This window comes from Streptomyces sp. NPDC059696, assembly GCF_042733745.1.
Taxonomy (GTDB): Bacteria; Actinomycetota; Actinomycetes; order Streptomycetales; family Streptomycetaceae; genus Streptomyces.
The window spans coordinates 109,237-125,866 of the sequence record NZ_JBHWFG010000022.1; the positions used below are offsets into that span (position 1 = coordinate 109,237).

The following is a 16,630-nucleotide window of genomic DNA, read 5'->3' on the forward strand; positions in this document are numbered from 1 at the left end:
ACCGTTTCCGGTGTCCCCCTCGGGGTTGCTAGTCGCGGGCCGCGGTCAGGTGCTCGGCGTGTTCCTGGAGCGATCGGACGCTCACGTCGCCGCGGTTGAGGGCGTCGATGCCCTGGACCGCCGCCGCGAGGGCCTGGACCGTCGTCAGGCAGGGCACGGAGCGCGCCACGGCCGCCGTACGGATGTCGTAGCCGTCGAGGCGGCCGCCCGTGCCGTACGGGGTGTTGACGATGAGGTCGACCTCGCCGTCGTGGATGAGCTGGACGATGGTCTTCTCGCCGTTCGGGCCGGTGCCCTCGGACTGCTTGCGCACGACGGTGGCGTTGATGCCGTTGCGCTTGAGGACCTCGGCCGTACCGGAGGTGGCGAGCAGCTCGAAGCCGTGCGCGACGAGCTCACGGGCCGGGAAGATCATCGAGCGCTTGTCGCGGTTGGCGACCGAGATGAACGCGCGTCCCTTGGTGGGCAGCGGGCCGTAGGCACCGGCCTGCGACTTGGCGTACGCCGTGCCGAAGACGGAGTCGATGCCCATGACCTCGCCGGTGGAGCGCATCTCCGGGCCGAGGACCGTGTCGACGCCGCGGCCGTGGATGTCGCGGAAGCGCGACCACGGCATGACGGCCTCCTTGACGGAGATCGGCGCGTCGAACGGCAGCTCGCCGCCGTCGCCGGTGGCCGGGAGGAGGCCCTCGGCGCGCAGCTCGGCGATGGTGGCGCCGAGCGAGATGCGCGCGGCGGCCTTGGCCAGCGGCACCGCCGTCGCCTTCGAGGTGAAGGGGACGGTGCGGGACGCGCGGGGGTTGGCCTCCAGGACGTACAGGATGTCACCAGCGAGCGCGAACTGGATGTTGATCAGGCCACGCACCCCGACGCCCTTGGCGATGCCCTCCGTGGAGGCGCGCAGGCGCTTGATGTCGAAGCCGCCGAGGGTGATCGGGGGCAGGGCGCACGCCGAGTCGCCGGAGTGGATGCCGGCCTCCTCGATGTGCTCCATCACGCCGCCGAGGTAGAGCTCCTCGCCGTCGTAGAGGGCGTCGACGTCGATCTCGATGGCGTCGTCGAGGAACCGGTCCACCAGGACCGGCCGCGAGGGGCTGATCTCGGTCGACTCGGCGATGTACGCCTCCAGGCGCGCCTCGTCGTAGACGATCTCCATGCCGCGCCCGCCGAGGACGTAGGAGGGGCGGACCAGGACCGGGTAGCCGATCTCGTCGGCGATGGCCTTGGCCTCGGAGAAGGTCGTGGCCGTGCCGTGCTTGGGGGCGGGCAGGCCGGCCTCCTTGAGGACCCGGCCGAAAGCACCGCGGTCCTCGGCGGCGTGGATGGACTCCGGGGAGGTGCCGACGATCGGCACGCCGTTGTCCTTGAGCGCCTGCGACAGGCCCAGCGGGGTCTGGCCGCCCAGCTGGACGACGACACCGGCGACGGGGCCGGCCTGCTGTTCGGCGTGCACGATCTCCAGCACGTCCTCGAGCGTCAGCGGCTCGAAGTACAGGCGGTCGGAGGTGTCGTAGTCCGTGGAGACGGTCTCGGGGTTGCAGTTGACCATCACCGTCTCGTAGCCCGCGTCGCTCAGGGCGAAGGAGGCGTGGACGCAGGAGTAGTCGAACTCGATGCCCTGGCCGATGCGGTTCGGGCCGGAGCCCAGGATGATGACGGCCGGCTTCTCACGGGGGGCGACCTCCGTCTCCTCGTCGTAGGAGGAGTAGAAGTACGGCGTCTTCGCGGCGAACTCGGCGGCGCAGGTGTCGACCGTCTTGTAGACCGGGCGGATGCCCAGGGCGTGCCGGACCTCGCGGACGACGTCCTCGCGCAGGCCGCGGATCTCGGCGATCTGCAGGTCGGAGAAGCCGTGCCGCTTGGCCTCGGCGAGGAGGCCGGCGGTCAGCTCGGGGGCCTCGGCCAGCTCGTCGGCGATCTCCTTGATCAGGAAGAGCTGGTCGACGAACCAGGGGTCGATCTTCGTGTAGTCGAAGATCTCCTCGGGCGTGGCGCCCGCGCGGATGGCCTGCATGACGGTGTTGATGCGGCCGTCGGTGGGGCGGACCGCCTCGCGCAGCAGCTGCTCCTTGTCGCCGGGCTCGCCGACGAAGGTGAACTGGCTGCCCTTCTTCTCCAGGGAGCGCAGCGCCTTCTGGAAGGCCTCGGTGAAGTTGCGGCCGATGGCCATGGCCTCGCCGACCGACTTCATGGTGGTGGTCAGCGTGCTGTCGGCGCTCGGGAACTTCTCGAAGGCGAACCGCGGGGCCTTCACGACCACGTAGTCGAGCGTCGGCTCGAAGGAGGCCGGGGTCTCCTGCGTGATGTCGTTCGGGATCTCGTCGAGGGTGTAGCCGACGGCGAGCTTGGCGGCGATCTTGGCGATGGGGAAGCCGGTCGCCTTGGAGGCGAGCGCCGAGGAGCGGGACACGCGCGGGTTCATCTCGATGACGATGACCCGGCCGTCCTCGGGGTTCACCGCGAACTGGATGTTGCAGCCGCCGGTGTCGACGCCGACCTCGCGGATCACGGCGATGCCGATGTCGCGCAGGGTCTGGTACTCGCGGTCGGTGAGCGTCATGGCGGGCGCCACGGTGATCGAGTCGCCGGTGTGCACGCCCATGGGGTCGAAGTTCTCGATGGAGCAGACGACCACGACGTTGTCGTGCTTGTCGCGCATCAGCTCCAGCTCGTACTCCTTCCAGCCGAGGATGGACTCCTCCAGGAGCACCTCGGTGGTCGGGGAGAGCGTGAGGCCCTGGCCGGCGATGCGGCGCAGCTCCTCCTCGTCATGGGCGAAGCCGGAGCCGGCGCCGCCCATGGTGAAGGAGGGACGGACGACGACCGGGTAGCCGCCGAGCGTCTCGACGCCCTGGAGGACGTCGTCCATGGAGTGGCAGATGACCGAGCGGGCGGACTCGCCGTGGCCGATCTTCTGGCGTACGGCCTCGACGACCTCCTTGAAGAGGTCGCGGTCCTCGCCCTTGTTGATGGCCTCGACGTTGGCGCCGATCAGCTCGACGCCGTACTTGTCGAGCGTGCCCGCCTCGTGCAGCGAGATGGCCGTGTTGAGGGCCGTCTGGCCGCCCAGGGTGGGCAGCAGCGCGTCGGGGCGCTCCTTGGCGATGATCTTCTCGACGAACTCGGGGGTGATCGGCTCGACGTAGGTGGCGTCGGCGATCTCCGGGTCGGTCATGATCGTCGCCGGGTTGGAGTTCACCAGGACGACCCTGAGGCCCTCGGCCTTGAGGACGCGGCACGCCTGGGTGCCGGAGTAGTCGAACTCGGCGGCCTGGCCGATGACGATCGGGCCGGAGCCGATGACCAGGACGGACTGGATATCGGTGCGCTTAGGCACGCTGGCCCTCCATCAGGGATACGAAGCGGTCGAACAGATAGGCGGCGTCGTGCGGACCGGCTGCTGCTTCGGGGTGGTACTGGACGCTGAAGGCGGGGCGGTCGAGCAGCTGGAGCCCCTCCACCACGTTGTCGTTCAGGCAGACGTGGGACACCTCGGCGCGGCCGAACGGGGTCTCGGAGACCTGGTCGAGGGGGGCGTCGACGGCGAAGCCGTGGTTGTGCGCGGTGACCTCGACCTTGCCGGTGGTGCGGTCCTGCACCGGCTGGTTGATGCCGCGGTGGCCGTACTTCAGCTTGAAGGTGCCGAAGCCGAGCGCGCGGCCCAGGATCTGGTTGCCGAAGCAGATGCCGAACAGCGGGGTGCCGCGCTCCAGGACCCCCTGCATCACGGAGACGGGGTGGTCGGCGGTGGCCGGGTCGCCGGGGCCGTTGGAGAAGAACACGCCGTCCGGGTTCACCGCGTAGACGTCCTCGACGGTGGCGGTCGCCGGGAGCACGTGCACCTCGATGCCGCGCTCGGCCATGCGGTGCGGGGTCATGCCCTTGATGCCGAGGTCGACGGCGGCGACGGTGAACTTCTTCTCGCCGATGGCCGGGACGACGTACGGCTCGGTGGTGGCGACCTCGGCGGAGAGGTTCGCCCCCTTCATCTGCGGGGCTTCCTGGACGCGGGCCAGCAGTGCGGCGTCGTCCCGGACGGCGTCACCGCTGAAGATGCCGACGCGCATCGCGCCGCGCTCGCGCAGGTGACGGGTGAGGGCGCGGGTGTCGATGCCGCTGATGCCGACGACGCCCTGGGCGTCCAGTTCCTCGTCCAGTGTGCGCCGGGAGCGCCAGTTGGACGGCACGCGCGCGGGGTCGCGCACGACGTAGCCGGAGACCCAGATCTTCCGGGACTCCATGTCCTCGTCGTTGATGCCGGTGTTGCCGACGTGCGGGGCGGTCATCACGACCACCTGGCGGTGGTAGGAGGGGTCGGTCAGGGTCTCCTGGTAGCCGGTCATGCCGGTGGAGAACACCGCTTCGCCGAAGGTCTCCCCCACGGCCCCGTAGGCGCGGCCGCGGAAGACCCGGCCGTCCTCCAGGACGAGTACGGCGGGAGTCCTGGCGGCTCCCCTGGTGGAGGTGGTCATCGTTCGGCGCCTTCCTTGCTGTGCGTTTCGATCATCGAGGTGAGGGCCGCGACCCACTCGTGGTGCTCGGCGGCGTGGTCGGAGCGGAATCCGGAGTCGATCAGCCGGTCGCCGTGCTCCCAGGTGACGACGAGCAGGCCGCCCTCGGTGAGCACCTTGCCGGCGATGCCCTTGTCGAGGCGGGCCTCGCGCAGGGCCGCGACCGGGACGAAGAAGTCCTCCGCGCCGGGGCGTACGACGTCGAGGCCGGCGTCCGTCAGGGCCAGCTCGGCCCGGCTGCGGGTGCCCAGGCCGTGCGCGACGATGCGGTCGAGCCACTGCCCGGCGGTGGTGGAGCCGTGGTAGCGGCCGCTCATGGTCAGTCGCGCCGGGCCCGGCGCGTCCGGGGTGGTGGGCAGCTCGGGCAGGTCGCCCTGGAGGGTGCCGCGCCACTTCCAGCCCTCGCGCATCAGCCAGTAGACGAGCGCGACGAACAGGGCGAGGCCGACGACCCAGCCGATGCGGGCGGCCCAGTCGGTCACTTGCGCCGATTCCTTCTCGGCGGCGAGCAGGAGTACAGGTGTCACGTGAGCTTCCCGTCGACGAGCGTGGCCTTGCCCCGCAGCCACGTGTGCGTCACACGGCCCGGCAGCTCGCGTCCCTCGTAGGGGGTGTTGCGGCTGCGCGAGGCGAAGCCCGCGGGTTCCACCAGGCCACGGTATGCCGTGTCGACCAGGGTGAGGTTGGCGGGCTCACCTGCCGAGACGGGACGTCCGTGGCCCGTGGCCTGTCCGATCTGCGCGGGCTTGGCGGACATCCGGTCGGCGACGCCGGCCCAGTCCAGCAGACCCGTGTCGACCATGGTCTCCTGCACCACTGACAGCGCGGTCTCCAGGCCGACCATGCCCATGGCGGCCGCGGCCCACTCGCAGTCCTTGTCCTCGTGCGGGTGCGGGGCGTGGTCGGTGGCGACGATGTCGATCGTGCCGTCGGCGAGCGCCTCGCGCAGGGCCATCACGTCGCGCTCGGTGCGCAGCGGCGGGTTGACCTTGTAGACGGGGTTGTAGGTGCGCACCAGCTCATCCGTGAGGAGGAGGTGGTGCGGGGTGACCTCGGCGGTGACCTGGATGCCGCGGGACTTGGCCCAGCGGACGATCTCCACGGACCCGGCGGTCGACAGGTGGCAGATGTGGACGCGGGAGCCGACGTGGTCGGCGAGCAGGACATCCCGGGCGATGATCGATTCTTCGGCCACCGCGGGCCAGCCCCCGAGGCCGAGCTCGGCGGAGACGACGCCCTCGTTCATCTCGGCGCCCTCGGTCAGCCGCGGCTCCTGCGCGTGCTGGGCGACGACACCGCCGAAGGCCTTCACGTACTCCAGGGCCCGGCGCATGATCACGGCGTCGTGGACGCACTTGCCGTCGTCGGAGAAGACGGTGACGCCGGCGGCGGACTCGTGCATGGCGCCCAGCTCGGCGAGCTTCCTGCCCTCCAGGCCGACGGTGACGGCGCCGATGGGCTGGACGTCGCAGTAGCCGTGCTCCTTGCCGAGCCGCCAGACCTGCTCGACGACACCGGCGGTGTCGGCGACCGGGAAGGTGTTGGCCATGGCGAAGACGGTGGTGAAACCGCCGGAGGCGGCGGCGCGCGTGCCGGTGAGGACGGTCTCGGAGTCCTCACGGCCGGGCTCGCGCAGATGGGTGTGCAGGTCGACCAGGCCCGGCAGCAGCACCTTGCCGTCGGCCTCGACGACCTCCGCGCCCTCGGCGGACAGCCCGCCGCCCACCTCGGCGATGGTGCCGCCGTCGATCAGCACGTCCTGCGGCGCGCCGCCCAGCACCTTGGCACCACGGATCAGGGTCTTGCTCATCTGTCTTACTTCTCCTCGGTGCGGGGGTGGGTGACGGCGGGTTCGTTCCCACCGAGCAGCAGGTACAGGACGGCCATCCGGATGGACACTCCGTTTGCGACCTGCTCGACGACGGTGCAGCGGTCGGAGTCGGCGACCTCGGCGGTGATCTCCATGCCGCGGACCATCGGGCCGGGGTGCATCACGATGGCGTGCTCGGGCATCCGGGCCATGCGGTCGCCGTCGAGGCCGTAGCGCCGGGAGTACTCGCGCTCGGTGGGGAAGAAGGCGGCGTTCATGCGCTCGCGCTGGACGCGCAGCATCATCACCGCGTCGGACTTCGGCAGCGTGCTGTCGAGGTCGTAGGAGACCTCGCAGGGCCAGGTCTCGATGCCGACCGGCAGCAGGGTGGGCGGGGCGACGAGGGTGACCTCGGCGCCGAGGGTGTGCAGCAGGTCGACGTTGGAGCGGGCGACCCGGCTGTGCAGGACGTCGCCGACGAGCGTGATGCGCTTGCCCTCCAGGTCCTGGCCGAGTCCGGCGTCCGGGCCGATCAGGCGGCGGCGCATGGTGAAGGCGTCCAGCAGGGCCTGGGTGGGGTGCTGGTGGGTGCCGTCGCCGGCGTTGACGACGGCGGCGTCGATCCAGCCGGAGTTGGCGAGGCGGTACGGGGCTCCGGAGGCGCCGTGCCGGATGACGACGGCGTCGACGCCCATGGCCTCCAGGGTCTGGGCGGTGTCCTTCAGGGACTCGCCCTTGGAGACGCTGGAGCCCTTGGCGGTGAAGTTGATGACGTCCGCGGACAGCCGCTTCTCGGCGGCCTCGAAGGAGATCCGGGTCCGGGTGGAGTCCTCGAAGAAGAGGTTGACGATCGTGCGGCCGCGCAGGGTCGGCAGCTTCTTGATCGGCCGGTCGGCGACGCGGGCCATCTCCTCGGCGGTGTCGAGGATCAGGACGGCGTCGTCGCGGGTGAGGTCGGCGGCCGAGATGAGATGACGCTGCATCTGTCAGGCTCCGTAAGGCAGTTCATTCGGGAGAATCGGGGCAGACGGGCGCGCGGGAGCGCGGGCCGGGCAGGCGTACGACGCGGCGTACGCCTGGAGCGCTACTGCGGGGTCGGCTTGGCACCGAGCAGCACGGTGTCGCGACCGTCCTCCTCGGCGAGCTGGACCTTGACCGTCTCCCGCAACGACGTGGGGAGGTTCTTGCCGACGTAGTCGGCGCGGATGGGCAGTTCGCGGTGTCCGCGGTCGACGAGGACGGCGAGCTGCACCGCGCGCGGGCGCCCGAGGTCGTTCAGGGCGTCGAGGGCGGCGCGGATGGTGCGGCCGGAGAAGAGCACGTCGTCGACGAGGACGACGAGCTTGCCGTCGAGGCCGTCACCGGGGATCTCGGTGCGGGCCAGCGCGCGCGGCGGGTGCATGCGCAGGTCGTCGCGGTACATGGTGATGTCGAGCGAGCCGCAGGGGACCTTGCGCTCGGTGATCTGCTCGAGCTTGTCGGCGATGCGCCGGGCCAGGAAGACGCCCCGGGTCGGAATGCCGAGGAGCACCACGTCGTCGGCGCCCTTGGCGCGTTCGACGATCTCGTGGGCGATGCGGGTCAGCACGCGCGCGATGTCGGGCCCTTCGAGAACGGGCCGGGCATCGGACTGCGTGTCGTGCGTGTCCATACGAAACGGACCTCCTTCTCCGCCTCACGGGACGGACCTTAAAGGACGTCGAGATTGCGCCATACACGGTAGCAGGTCCCCCAGATCGCCCGTACGGCCCCCTCGGATCACCCATCCGGCCCAATGGGAGGCCGATACCACGGAAGAGTCGGTGCGGACCATTCGGCTTGACGCGGCAGAGTAACGCTGCGTAACCTCACAGTGAGTTACCAGCCGCGCGGGCTGGCACCCACGCCAGACGCGTCGACACAGTGCCGGGGAGCTATATGTCCAGCGAATACGCCAAACAGCTCGGGGCCAAGCTCCGGGCGATCCGCACCCAGCAGGGCCTTTCCCTCCACGGTGTCGAGGAGAAGTCCCAGGGACGCTGGAAGGCGGTCGTGGTCGGTTCGTACGAGCGCGGCGACCGTGCCGTGACCGTACAGCGCCTTGCCGAGCTGGCGGATTTCTACGGCGTTCCGGTGCAGGAACTGCTTCCGGGCACGACCCCGGGCGGAGCCGCCGAGCCGCCGCCGAAGCTGGTCCTGGACCTGGAGCGGCTGGCCACGGTGCCGGCCGAGAAGGCGGGCCCCCTCCAGCGCTACGCGGCCACGATCCAGTCGCAGCGCGGTGACTACAACGGCAAGGTGCTGTCGATCCGCCAGGACGACCTGCGCACACTGGCCGTCATCTACGACCAGTCGCCGTCCGTCCTCACGGAGCAGCTGATCAGCTGGGGTGTCCTGGACGCGGACGCGCGCCGCGCGGTGGCGTCCCACGAGGAGGCCTGACCGCTCCGCCGGGCCGGCGGAAGGGCTGAGCAGAAACGTGCCGCCGGGGGTGGCCGAAACCATATGGTTCTCGGCTGCCCCCGACGGCGTTGTGCGGCGCCGACGCCGCCGTGCCGGGCCGAGGACGTCCGGGAACGCCGGAGGGCCCGCAGCGGTGACGCTGCGGGCCCTCCGGCATGTGGTCCGTCTCAGTCCTCGTCGCGGCGGAGCGAGGGCTTGAGTTCCTTCAGACGGCCGAGCAGGCCGTTCACGAACGAGGGCGACTCGTCCGTGGAGAACTCCTTCGCGAGCTGCACCATCTCGTCGAGGACGACGGCGTCCGGCGTCGCGTCGACCCAGATCAGCTCGTAGGCACCGAGCCGCAGGATGTTGCGGTCGACGACGGGCATCCGGTCGAGGGTCCAGCCCACGGAGTACTGCGCGATCAGCTCGTCGATGCGCTTCGCGTGCTTCGCGTAGCCCTCGACCAGCTCCATCGTGTACTCACTGACCGGAGGCTGCCGGGTGTCCGCCCGGGACAGCCGGACCCAGTCCGCGAGGACGGTCAGCACCTCAGCGCCGCGCTGGTCCCCCTCGAAGAGGATCTGGAAGGCGCGCTTACGGGCCGTGTTGCGGGCAGCCACGGTTAGCTGTTCACCCGGCCGAGGTAGTCGCTGGTGCGGGTGTCGACCTTGATCTTCTCACCGGTGGTGATGAAGAGGGGCACGTTGATCTGGTGACCGGTCTCCAGGATGGCGGGCTTGGTGCCGCCGGTGGAGCGGTCGCCCTGGACGCCCGGCTCGGTCTCCTGGATGACGAGCTCGACGGCGGCGGGCAGCTCGACGAAGAGCACCTCGCCCTCGTGCTGCGCGACGGTGGCGGTGAAGCCCTCGATCAGGAAGTTGGCGGCGTCGCCGACGGCCTTCCTGTCGACGTGGAGCTGGTCGTAGGTCTCCATGTCCATGAAGACGAAGTACTCGCCGTCCATGTAGGAGAACTGCATGTCGCGCTTGTCGACGGTGGCCGTTTCGACCTTGACGCCGGCGTTGAAGGTCTTGTCGACGACCTTGCCGGAGAGCACGTTCTTGAGCTTGGTGCGCACGAAGGCCGGGCCCTTGCCGGGCTTGACGTGCTGGAACTCGACGACGGACCAGAGCTGGCCGCCTTCGAGCTTGAGCACCATGCCGTTCTTGAGGTCGTTCGTGGAAGCCACGGTTGCGGAATCTCCTGGACTGACGTACGACCCCGGGGCACGCACCTGCCTGGCTACAGGGCGAGCAGCTCCTTGGTCGTGATGGTGAGTAGCTCGGGTCCGCCGTCCGCCTCGGGGCGGACGACGAGCGTGTCATCGATCCGGACACCGCCCCGGCCCGGGAGGTGGACCCCCGGTTCGACGGTGACTGGCACGCAAGCGTCCAGTTTACCCATGGCCGCGGGACTCAATTGAGGGTCCTCGTCGATTTCGAGCCCCACACCGTGTCCGGTCAGGAGCGTCAGGCCCTCCGTGTACCCCGCGGAGTCCAGGACCTGGCGGGCGGCGTGGTCGACGTCCCGGCAGGCGGCGCCGGGTACCAGGCTCTCACGCCCGGCCCGCTGGGCGGCGAAGACCAGGTCGTACAGCTCGATCTGCCAGTCGGCGGGAGCGGTGCCGATGACGAAGGTGCGGCCGATCTCGCAGCGGTAGCCGCGATACGTCGCGCCGAGGCACACGGAGAGGAAGTCGCCCTCCTCGACGCGGCGGTCGGTGGGCCGGTGTCCGGGGCGGCCGGAGTTCGGTCCGGTCGCCACGGACGTCGGGAAGGCCGGTCCGTCCGCCCCGTGGTCCACGAGTCGCCGCTCGAGCTCCAGGGCGAGATGGCGTTCGGTGCGGCCGACGAGGATCGACTCCAGCAGCTCGCCGAGGGCCTGGTCGGCGATCTCGGCGCCGATGCGCAGGCAGGAGATCTCCTCCTCGTCCTTGACGACCCTGAGCTGCTCGACCGCGCTGCCGAGAGCCGCCAGACGCAGCCGCGGCGCGGCCGAGCCGAGGGCGCGGTGCCGGGCGACGGTGAGGTGGTGCTCCTCGACGGCGAGGGAGTCGGCGCGCTGGCCCTCGGCGAGGCGGGCCGCCGCGACGGCCGGGTCGCCGCCGTCCGCGCCGGGAAGGGTGTGGACGCGCAGGGCCTCGTCGGGGCGTTCGGGCGTGGGGCGGTCGGCCGCAGGTCCGGCACAGACCAGGAGGTCCTGTTCCTCGGTCCGGCCCAGCAGCAGGACGGCGCCGGGCGGGGCGGCGCCCGCGAGATAGCGCACGTTGGCGGGGCGGGAGACCAGCGCCGCCGCGCTGCCGCCCGCGTTGCAGTAGTCCCTCAGACGCGTCCGGCGGGCCGCGTACACCTCTGACATGACCCGAGCGTATGGGCTTCGCCGGTTTTGTGCCGGTTGAGGGCGGCTGAGTGGGCGGCGTCCGGTGCGGGGTGCCGTTCGGGAGACGGCGTGCCGTGCGGGGTCGTAGGCCGTCCGCGGCCGTGTGGTGGCTCGTCGCGCAGTTCCCCGCGCCCCTACGGGGCGCTCACCACTGGGGTGGGCGGCGTCCGGTGCGGGGTGCCGCTCGGGAGACGGCCTGCCGTGCGGGGTCGTATGCCGTCCGCGGCCATGTGGTGGCTTGTCGCGCAGTTCCCCGCGCCCCTACGGGGCGCTCACCACTGGGGTGGGCTGGCGATCGACCTGGCCAGGACCTCGTCCAGGACCCTCGCCGTCTCCGGGACGTCCAGCTGGGAGTTGTCGATGATCGGGAGACCGGAGCCGTACCACCCGGCCATGCGGCCGTGGATGCGGGCGACCTCCTCGTCGGACAGCCGCCGGTTGCCCGAGCGCTCCGCGTTGCGTTCGAGGACGACGTCCAGCCCGGGGAGGAGCACGACCGGCAGCAGGCCCGGCCCCACGTGACGCTTCCAGCCGCCGAGGCCGACGACCGGGCGGTCGGGGAAGACCGCGTCGTCGAGGATGCACGAGATGCCGTTGGCGAGGAAGTTGCGCGCGGCGAAGCCGCAGGTGCGGCGGGCCAGGCGGTACTGCGCCTCGGAGTTGTCGTTCCACCCGGACTGGGGGTCGGCGAAGCCGGAGCGGACCCACTCGCGGACGTCGTCGAGGCTGATGTGCGCCGTGGGGACCCGGCGGTGGTCCGCCCAGTACTTGGCGACGCTGGTCTTGCCGGCGCCCGCGGGGCCGATGAGCAGCACCGCGAGGGTCGTGCCGGCGGGGTCGGGGACGGTCGCGGCGGGCGGGGCCATGGGCATGGCGACCGGGCCGCCCGGCGGCAGCGGTACATGGCCGGTGGTCTCCGGCGCCGGCGGGGCGGTGGCCGAGGCCGGTCCGGGCGGGGGCGCCGGGTAGCCGGGAGCCGGGGGCGGCGGGGGGACGGGCACGGAGCCCTGGTGGGCGCCCGCGTTCGGCGGGCCCGGGTGATGTGCGGCCGGCGACCAGCTCGTGGCCGGTCCGTGCCCCGGCTGATGGGGCGGCGGCAGCGGAGAACCCACTGCGTGCTGCATCCGGTGCCACTCCGTCTCGTACAGGCGATGGTCGCTGACAGCGGGGCGGTACCCGCGTGCTACCGAACGGTACCGCCCCCGGTCGTCGATGTGTGAACGGCCGGGGGCGGCCCGAAGTGCCCGGCGCCGTAAGGTGATTTCGGGCGGAAGGCGCGCCGGGGGACTTACTGCCCCACTTCGCCGTACGCGGCGAGCAGCACGGCCGGGTCGGGCCCCTCCAGGACGGTGGGCTTGGCCAGACCGTCGAGGACGATGAAGCGCAGCAGGTTGCCCCGGGACTTCTTGTCGACCTTCATGGTCTCCAGCAGCTTGGGCCACTGGTCGTACCGGTAGTGCAGGGGCAGTCCGACCGCTTCGAGGATCGTGCGGTGCCGGTCGGCCGTCGCGTCGTCCAGCCGGCCTGCCAGACGCCCCAGTTCGGCCGCGAAGTGCATGCCGACGGCGACCGCCGCGCCGTGGCGCCACTTGTAGCGCTCGTTCTTCTCGATGGCGTGACCCAGCGTGTGGCCGTAGTTGAGGATCTCGCGCAGGCCGGACTCCTTGAGGTCGGACGACACGACGTCGGCCTTGACCCGGATGGAGCGCTCGATGAGCTCGGCGGTGTGCGGACCGGCCGGGGTGCGGGCGCCCTGCACGTCGGACTCGATGAGGTCGAGGATCACCGGGTCGGCGATGAAGCCGGCCTTGATGACCTCCGCGAGTCCGGAGACGTAGTCGTTGACCGGCAGGGAGTCCAGCGCGGCCAGGTCGCAGAGCACACCGGCGGGCGGGTGGAAGGCGCCCACGAGGTTCTTGCCCTCGGCGGTGTTGATGCCGGTCTTGCCGCCGACGGCCGCGTCCACCATGGCGAGCACGGTCGTCGGGATGGCGATCCAGCGCACCCCGCGCAGCCAGGTGGCGGCGACGAACCCGGCGAGGTCCGTGGTCGCGCCGCCGCCGACGCCGACGATGACGTCCGTGCGCGTGAACCCGGACTGGCCGAGCGCCTTCCAGCAGTAGGCGGCGACCTCGGCGGTCTTGGCCTCCTCGGCGTTGGGCACCTGGACGGCGATGGCCTCGTAGCCCTGCTCGGCCAGGTCCGCGCGCAGCGCCTCACCGGTCTCGGCCAGAGCCTCGGGGTGGACGATCGCGACCCGCTGGGCCTTGTCGCCGATCAGTCCGCCGAGCTCCCCCAGCAACTGCCGGCCGACCAGCACCTCGTAGGGGTCGGTGCCCGCCGTGCCGCCGATCTGGATCCGCGTCACTGCCTCGCTCATGCTTCCTTCAACTCCAGTGCGTCCAGGGCGGCTTCGGTGACCTCTTCGGGCGTACGGCCGTCGGTGGCGATCACGGCCGTGGCGACCTCCTCGTACAGGTGGCGGCGGGCCTCCATCAGCTCGCGCCACTGTTTGCGCGGGTTGACCGCGAGCAGCGGGCGGGCGGCGTTGAGGCCGGTGCGCTTGACGGCCTCCTCGACGTCCATGGAGAGGTACGCCACCCGCTGCCCGGCGAGCAGCGCGCGTGTGTCGGCGTCGAGGATCGCGCCGCCGCCGAGGGCCAGCACCCCGTGGTGCTCGGCGATCGCCGTGTGGACGGCGGCCTTCTCGATCGCCCGGAAGGCGGACTCGCCCTCGTCGACGAAGATCTCGGCGATGGTCCGGCCCTGGGCGGTGACGATGTCGTCGTCGGTGTCCCGGTAGGAGACGCCGAGCCGTTCGGCGAGCAGCTGCCCGACGGTGGACTTGCCGACGCCCATGGGACCGACCAGGACGACCAGCGGGCCGCTCATCGGATGGCGAGGTTGTCGAGGTACGACGTGACGTTGCGGCGGGTCTCGGCCACCGAGTCGCCGCCGAACTTCTCCGCCACCGCGTCCGCGAGCACCAGGGCCACCATGGCCTCGGCGACGATGCCGGCGGCGGGGACCGCGGAGACGTCGGAGCGCTGGTGGTGGGCCTGCGCCGCCTCGCCGGTGGTGACGTCCACGGTCTGCAGGGCGCGCGGCACGGTCGCGATCGGCTTCATCGCGGCGCGGACCCGCAGCAGCTCGCCCGTGGTCAGACCGCCCTCGGTGCCGCCCGAGCGGCCGGAGGTGCGCCGGATGCCCTCGTCGGTCTTCACGATCTCGTCGTGCGCCTTGGAGCCGGGGATCCGGGCCAGTTCGAATCCGTCGCCGATCTCGACGCCCTTGATCGCCTGGATGCCCATGAGGGCGCCGGCGAGCCGGGCGTCCAGCTTGCGGTCCCAGTGCACGTGCGAACCGAGGCCGACGGGCACGCCGTACGCCAGGATCTCGACCACGCCGCCGAGGGTGTCGCCGTCCTTGTGGGCCTGGTCGATCTCGGCGACCATCGCCTTCGACGCGTCCGCGTCCAGGCAGCGCACCGGGTCCGCGTCCAGCTTCTCGACGTCGGCCGGGGCCGGGTACACGCCCTTCGGCGCCTTGGCCGCCGCCAGCTCCACCACGTGGCTGACGATCTCGACGCCGGTGGTCTCCTTCAGGTACGAGCGGGCCACCGCTCCGAGGGCGACGCGGGCGGCCGTCTCACGCGCGGAGGCGCGCTCCAGGATCGGCCGGGCCTCGTCGAAGCCGTACTTCTGCATGCCCGCCAGGTCGGCGTGGCCGGGCCGGGGCCGGGTCAGCGGGGCGTTGCGGGCGAGCCCGTCGAGGATCTCCGGGTCGACCGGGTCGGCGGCCATGACCTGTTCCCACTTCGGCCACTCGGTGTTGCCCACCATGATCGCGACCGGGGAGCCGAGGGTCAGGCCGTGCCGGACGCCGCCGAGGAAGGTGACCTCGTCGCGCTCGAACTTCATCCGGGCACCGCGCCCATAGCCCAGGCGCCGCCTCGCGAGATGGTCCGCCACCATGTCCGTGGTGATCGGCACGCCGGCGGGAAGGCCCTCCAGCGTCGCCACGAGTGCGGGACCGTGGGACTCCCCCGCGGTCAGCCAGCGCAACCTGCTCAACGGTGCTCCTCAGTGCTCGCGCTCTGGTACTGCCCTGCGTACGCGCCTCGTCGCGTACGGCGACGGCGTGCCCGGGTGCGCGGCCCGGTCCGCCGTCTCCGATCCTCCCACGCCGAGGCCGCTCGCCCGGCGTCCGGTCCATCAAGCGGACGCGTTCGCGGACGGACCGTCGCCCTGGCGCTGCTGCGGCGCGTACGCCCCGAGGAAGTCGGCACCGCTCGGCTGCTGCGCGGGCCGCGCCTGCGGGGCGACGGCCCCCGGGTGACCGGCCCCGCTGCCCTGCTGTCCCGGCTGGGTCTGCTGGGGCGCGTACTGCCCCAGGTAGTCCGCGCCGCGTCCCTGCCCGTACCGGGCGGCGGCGTGCACCGGCTGCCCGTTCCGGACGGCCCGCCGGTAGGCGATCTTCCGCTTGATCTTGACGACCCAGGACGCCACGACGGCGAGCACGATCAGGGCGAGCACCGTGATCTGCACCCAGTCGGGCAGGAATCCCAGCAGCGACTCGAATATCTGGGACTTGACGGATGCCTGCGGCAGGCCTGTGGACATGACGGACGTTCCCCTCCCCTGTTCCGCCCCCTGCGGAACCGAGAGCGGATCTTATCGGTCGGCGAGAGCCCGCTCGCCCGCTTTTCGCATGGCGTCCAGGGGCGCCGGTGCCCTCCCCGTCATCTGCTCGACCTGGAGCACGGCCTGGTGCACCAGCAGGTCGAGGCCGCTGACGACGGCACCGCCGTACGCCGACCAGCGGGCTGCGAGGTCGGTGGGCCAGGGGTCGTAGAGGACGTCGAAGAGGGCGGCCGGGCGCTCCGGCACGGACCGGGCGAGGGCGTCGGTGACACCGGCCGGTGTGGTGCTGATCACCAGCGGGGCGCGCAGGGCCTGCTCGGCGTCCGCCCAGTCGGCTATACGGACGGCGACGTCGAGCCGCTCGGCCCACTGCCGCATCTCGGCGGCCCGGGCCTCGCTGCGCACGTAGACGGTGATCTCGCCCGGGCAGATCCGGGCCAGCGCGGCGAGCGCGGAGGAGGCGGTGGCGCCGGCACCGAGGACGGCGGCGGCGTCGACCTTGTCGATGCCGTGCTCCCGCAGGGCGGCGACCATGCCGGGGATGTCGGTGTTGTCGCCGATGCTGCGTCCGTCCCCGGTGCGGACGACCGTGTTGACGGCGTCGACCGAGGCGGCGGTCCGGCTGATCTCGTCGAGCAGCGGGATCACGGCCCGCTTCAACGGCATGGTCAGCGAGAGCCCGGCCCACTCGGGCCCGAGCGCCTCGAAGAACCCGGCCAGCCCGGCCTCGTCGACCTCGAACCTGTCGTAGGTCCAGTCGGCCAGGCCCAACTCCCGGTAGGCCGCGCGGTGCAGGACCGGCGAGAGCGAGTGGGCGATCGGGGAGCCGAGCACGGCGGCTCGACGGGGTGCGGCCATCAGGG

General features: G+C 71.5%; 16 protein-coding genes. 1 reads left to right on the forward strand and 15 read right to left on the reverse strand.

Annotation, left to right across the window (positions count from 1 at the left end):
• Positions 1-28: 28 nt before the first annotated feature.
• The 6 genes from carB to pyrR form a co-directional block, all read right to left on the reverse strand.
• A complete protein-coding gene (gene carB / locus ACFV20_RS23865) occupies positions 29-3,337 on the reverse strand; it encodes a carbamoyl-phosphate synthase large subunit (protein ID WP_385659496.1) in 3,309 nt (1,102 codons plus the stop codon).
• Positions 3,330-4,472: a glutamine-hydrolyzing carbamoyl-phosphate synthase small subunit gene (gene carA / locus ACFV20_RS23870; protein WP_385659498.1), complete on the reverse strand. Its 1,143-nt coding sequence runs from the start codon at positions 4,470-4,472 to the stop codon at positions 3,330-3,332. Before carA ends, carB begins: the two co-directional genes overlap by 8 nt.
• Positions 4,469-5,038, reverse strand: a complete 570-nt coding sequence (locus tag ACFV20_RS23875; RefSeq protein WP_385659500.1) for a hypothetical protein — start codon at positions 5,036-5,038, stop codon at positions 4,469-4,471. The genes carA and ACFV20_RS23875 overlap by 4 nt, the downstream gene beginning before the upstream one ends.
• On the reverse strand, positions 5,035-6,321 hold the full coding sequence (locus ACFV20_RS23880) for a dihydroorotase (protein WP_385659501.1): 1,287 nt from the start codon (positions 6,319-6,321) through the stop codon (positions 5,035-5,037). The genes ACFV20_RS23875 and ACFV20_RS23880 overlap by 4 nt, the downstream gene beginning before the upstream one ends.
• A gap of 5 nt (positions 6,322-6,326) precedes the next feature.
• A complete protein-coding gene (locus ACFV20_RS23885) occupies positions 6,327-7,304 on the reverse strand; it encodes an aspartate carbamoyltransferase catalytic subunit (protein WP_221756649.1) in 978 nt (325 codons plus the stop codon).
• Between the two features lie 101 nt (positions 7,305-7,405).
• Positions 7,406-7,972 (reverse strand): bifunctional pyr operon transcriptional regulator/uracil phosphoribosyltransferase PyrR, encoded by a 567-nt coding sequence (gene pyrR, locus ACFV20_RS23890; RefSeq protein ID WP_030843153.1) that lies wholly within the window; start codon positions 7,970-7,972, stop codon positions 7,406-7,408.
• A gap of 266 nt (positions 7,973-8,238) precedes the next feature.
• Here pyrR and bldD point away from each other — a divergent pair, with 266 nt between their 5' ends.
• Positions 8,239-8,742 (forward strand): transcriptional regulator BldD, encoded by a 504-nt coding sequence (gene bldD / locus ACFV20_RS23895; protein ID WP_018570201.1) that lies wholly within the window; start codon positions 8,239-8,241, stop codon positions 8,740-8,742.
• A gap of 188 nt (positions 8,743-8,930) precedes the next feature.
• Here bldD and nusB read toward each other — a convergent pair whose 3' ends face one another.
• The 9 genes from nusB to ACFV20_RS23940 form a co-directional block, all read right to left on the reverse strand.
• Positions 8,931-9,365, reverse strand: a complete 435-nt coding sequence (nusB, locus tag ACFV20_RS23900) for a transcription antitermination factor NusB (protein WP_385659503.1) — start codon at positions 9,363-9,365, stop codon at positions 8,931-8,933.
• 2 nt (positions 9,366-9,367) lie between these two features.
• Complete coding sequence (efp, locus tag ACFV20_RS23905) at positions 9,368-9,934, reverse strand: elongation factor P (RefSeq protein WP_031138970.1); 567 nt, start codon at positions 9,932-9,934, stop codon at positions 9,368-9,370.
• A 53-nt stretch (positions 9,935-9,987) separates the two neighbouring features.
• Positions 9,988-11,103 (reverse strand): aminopeptidase P family protein, encoded by a 1,116-nt coding sequence (locus tag ACFV20_RS23910; protein ID WP_385659506.1) that lies wholly within the window; start codon positions 11,101-11,103, stop codon positions 9,988-9,990.
• A 293-nt stretch (positions 11,104-11,396) separates the two neighbouring features.
• Positions 11,397-12,248, reverse strand: coding sequence for a Pro-rich N-terminal domain-containing protein (locus ACFV20_RS23915; protein WP_385659508.1), 852 nt, complete (start codon positions 12,246-12,248; stop codon positions 11,397-11,399).
• Between the two features lie 164 nt (positions 12,249-12,412).
• On the reverse strand, positions 12,413-13,504 hold the full coding sequence (aroB, locus tag ACFV20_RS23920) for a 3-dehydroquinate synthase (protein ID WP_385659510.1): 1,092 nt from the start codon (positions 13,502-13,504) through the stop codon (positions 12,413-12,415).
• Positions 13,501-14,016, reverse strand: a complete 516-nt coding sequence (locus ACFV20_RS23925; RefSeq protein ID WP_385659511.1) for a shikimate kinase — start codon at positions 14,014-14,016, stop codon at positions 13,501-13,503. Before ACFV20_RS23925 ends, aroB begins: the two co-directional genes overlap by 4 nt.
• Complete coding sequence (gene aroC, locus ACFV20_RS23930; protein WP_385659513.1) at positions 14,013-15,197, reverse strand: chorismate synthase; 1,185 nt, start codon at positions 15,195-15,197, stop codon at positions 14,013-14,015. The genes ACFV20_RS23925 and aroC overlap by 4 nt, the downstream gene beginning before the upstream one ends.
• A 141-nt stretch (positions 15,198-15,338) precedes the next feature.
• Positions 15,339-15,746: a hypothetical protein gene (locus ACFV20_RS23935; protein WP_385659515.1), complete on the reverse strand. Its 408-nt coding sequence runs from the start codon at positions 15,744-15,746 to the stop codon at positions 15,339-15,341.
• Positions 15,747-15,797: 51 nt separating this feature from the next.
• Complete coding sequence (locus ACFV20_RS23940) at positions 15,798-16,625, reverse strand: shikimate dehydrogenase (RefSeq protein WP_385659517.1); 828 nt, start codon at positions 16,623-16,625, stop codon at positions 15,798-15,800.
• Positions 16,626-16,630: the final 5 nt, after the last annotated feature.

Coding starts and splice junctions, on each gene's coding strand:
- aroB (WP_385659510.1), bottom strand. CDS start 13,504: ATGAGCGAGGCAGTGACGCGGATCCAGATCGGCGGCACGGCGGGCACC.
- bldD (WP_018570201.1), top strand. CDS start 8,239: ATGTCCAGCGAATACGCCAAACAGCTCGGGGCCAAGCTCCGGGCGATC.
- ACFV20_RS23885 (WP_221756649.1), bottom strand. CDS start 7,304: ATGCAGCGTCATCTCATCTCGGCCGCCGACCTCACCCGCGACGACGCC.
- ACFV20_RS23910 (WP_385659506.1), bottom strand. CDS start 11,103: ATGTCAGAGGTGTACGCGGCCCGCCGGACGCGTCTGAGGGACTACTGC.
- ACFV20_RS23915 (WP_385659508.1), bottom strand. CDS start 12,248: ATGCAGCACGCAGTGGGTTCTCCGCTGCCGCCGCCCCATCAGCCGGGG.
- ACFV20_RS23935 (WP_385659515.1), bottom strand. CDS start 15,746: ATGTCCACAGGCCTGCCGCAGGCATCCGTCAAGTCCCAGATATTCGAG.
- ACFV20_RS23880 (WP_385659501.1), bottom strand. CDS start 6,321: ATGAGCAAGACCCTGATCCGTGGTGCCAAGGTGCTGGGCGGCGCGCCG.
- carA (WP_385659498.1), bottom strand. CDS start 4,472: ATGACCACCTCCACCAGGGGAGCCGCCAGGACTCCCGCCGTACTCGTC.
- ACFV20_RS23940 (WP_385659517.1), bottom strand. CDS start 16,625: ATGGCCGCACCCCGTCGAGCCGCCGTGCTCGGCTCCCCGATCGCCCAC.
- ACFV20_RS23925 (WP_385659511.1), bottom strand. CDS start 14,016: ATGAGCGGCCCGCTGGTCGTCCTGGTCGGTCCCATGGGCGTCGGCAAG.
- pyrR (WP_030843153.1), bottom strand. CDS start 7,972: ATGGACACGCACGACACGCAGTCCGATGCCCGGCCCGTTCTCGAAGGG.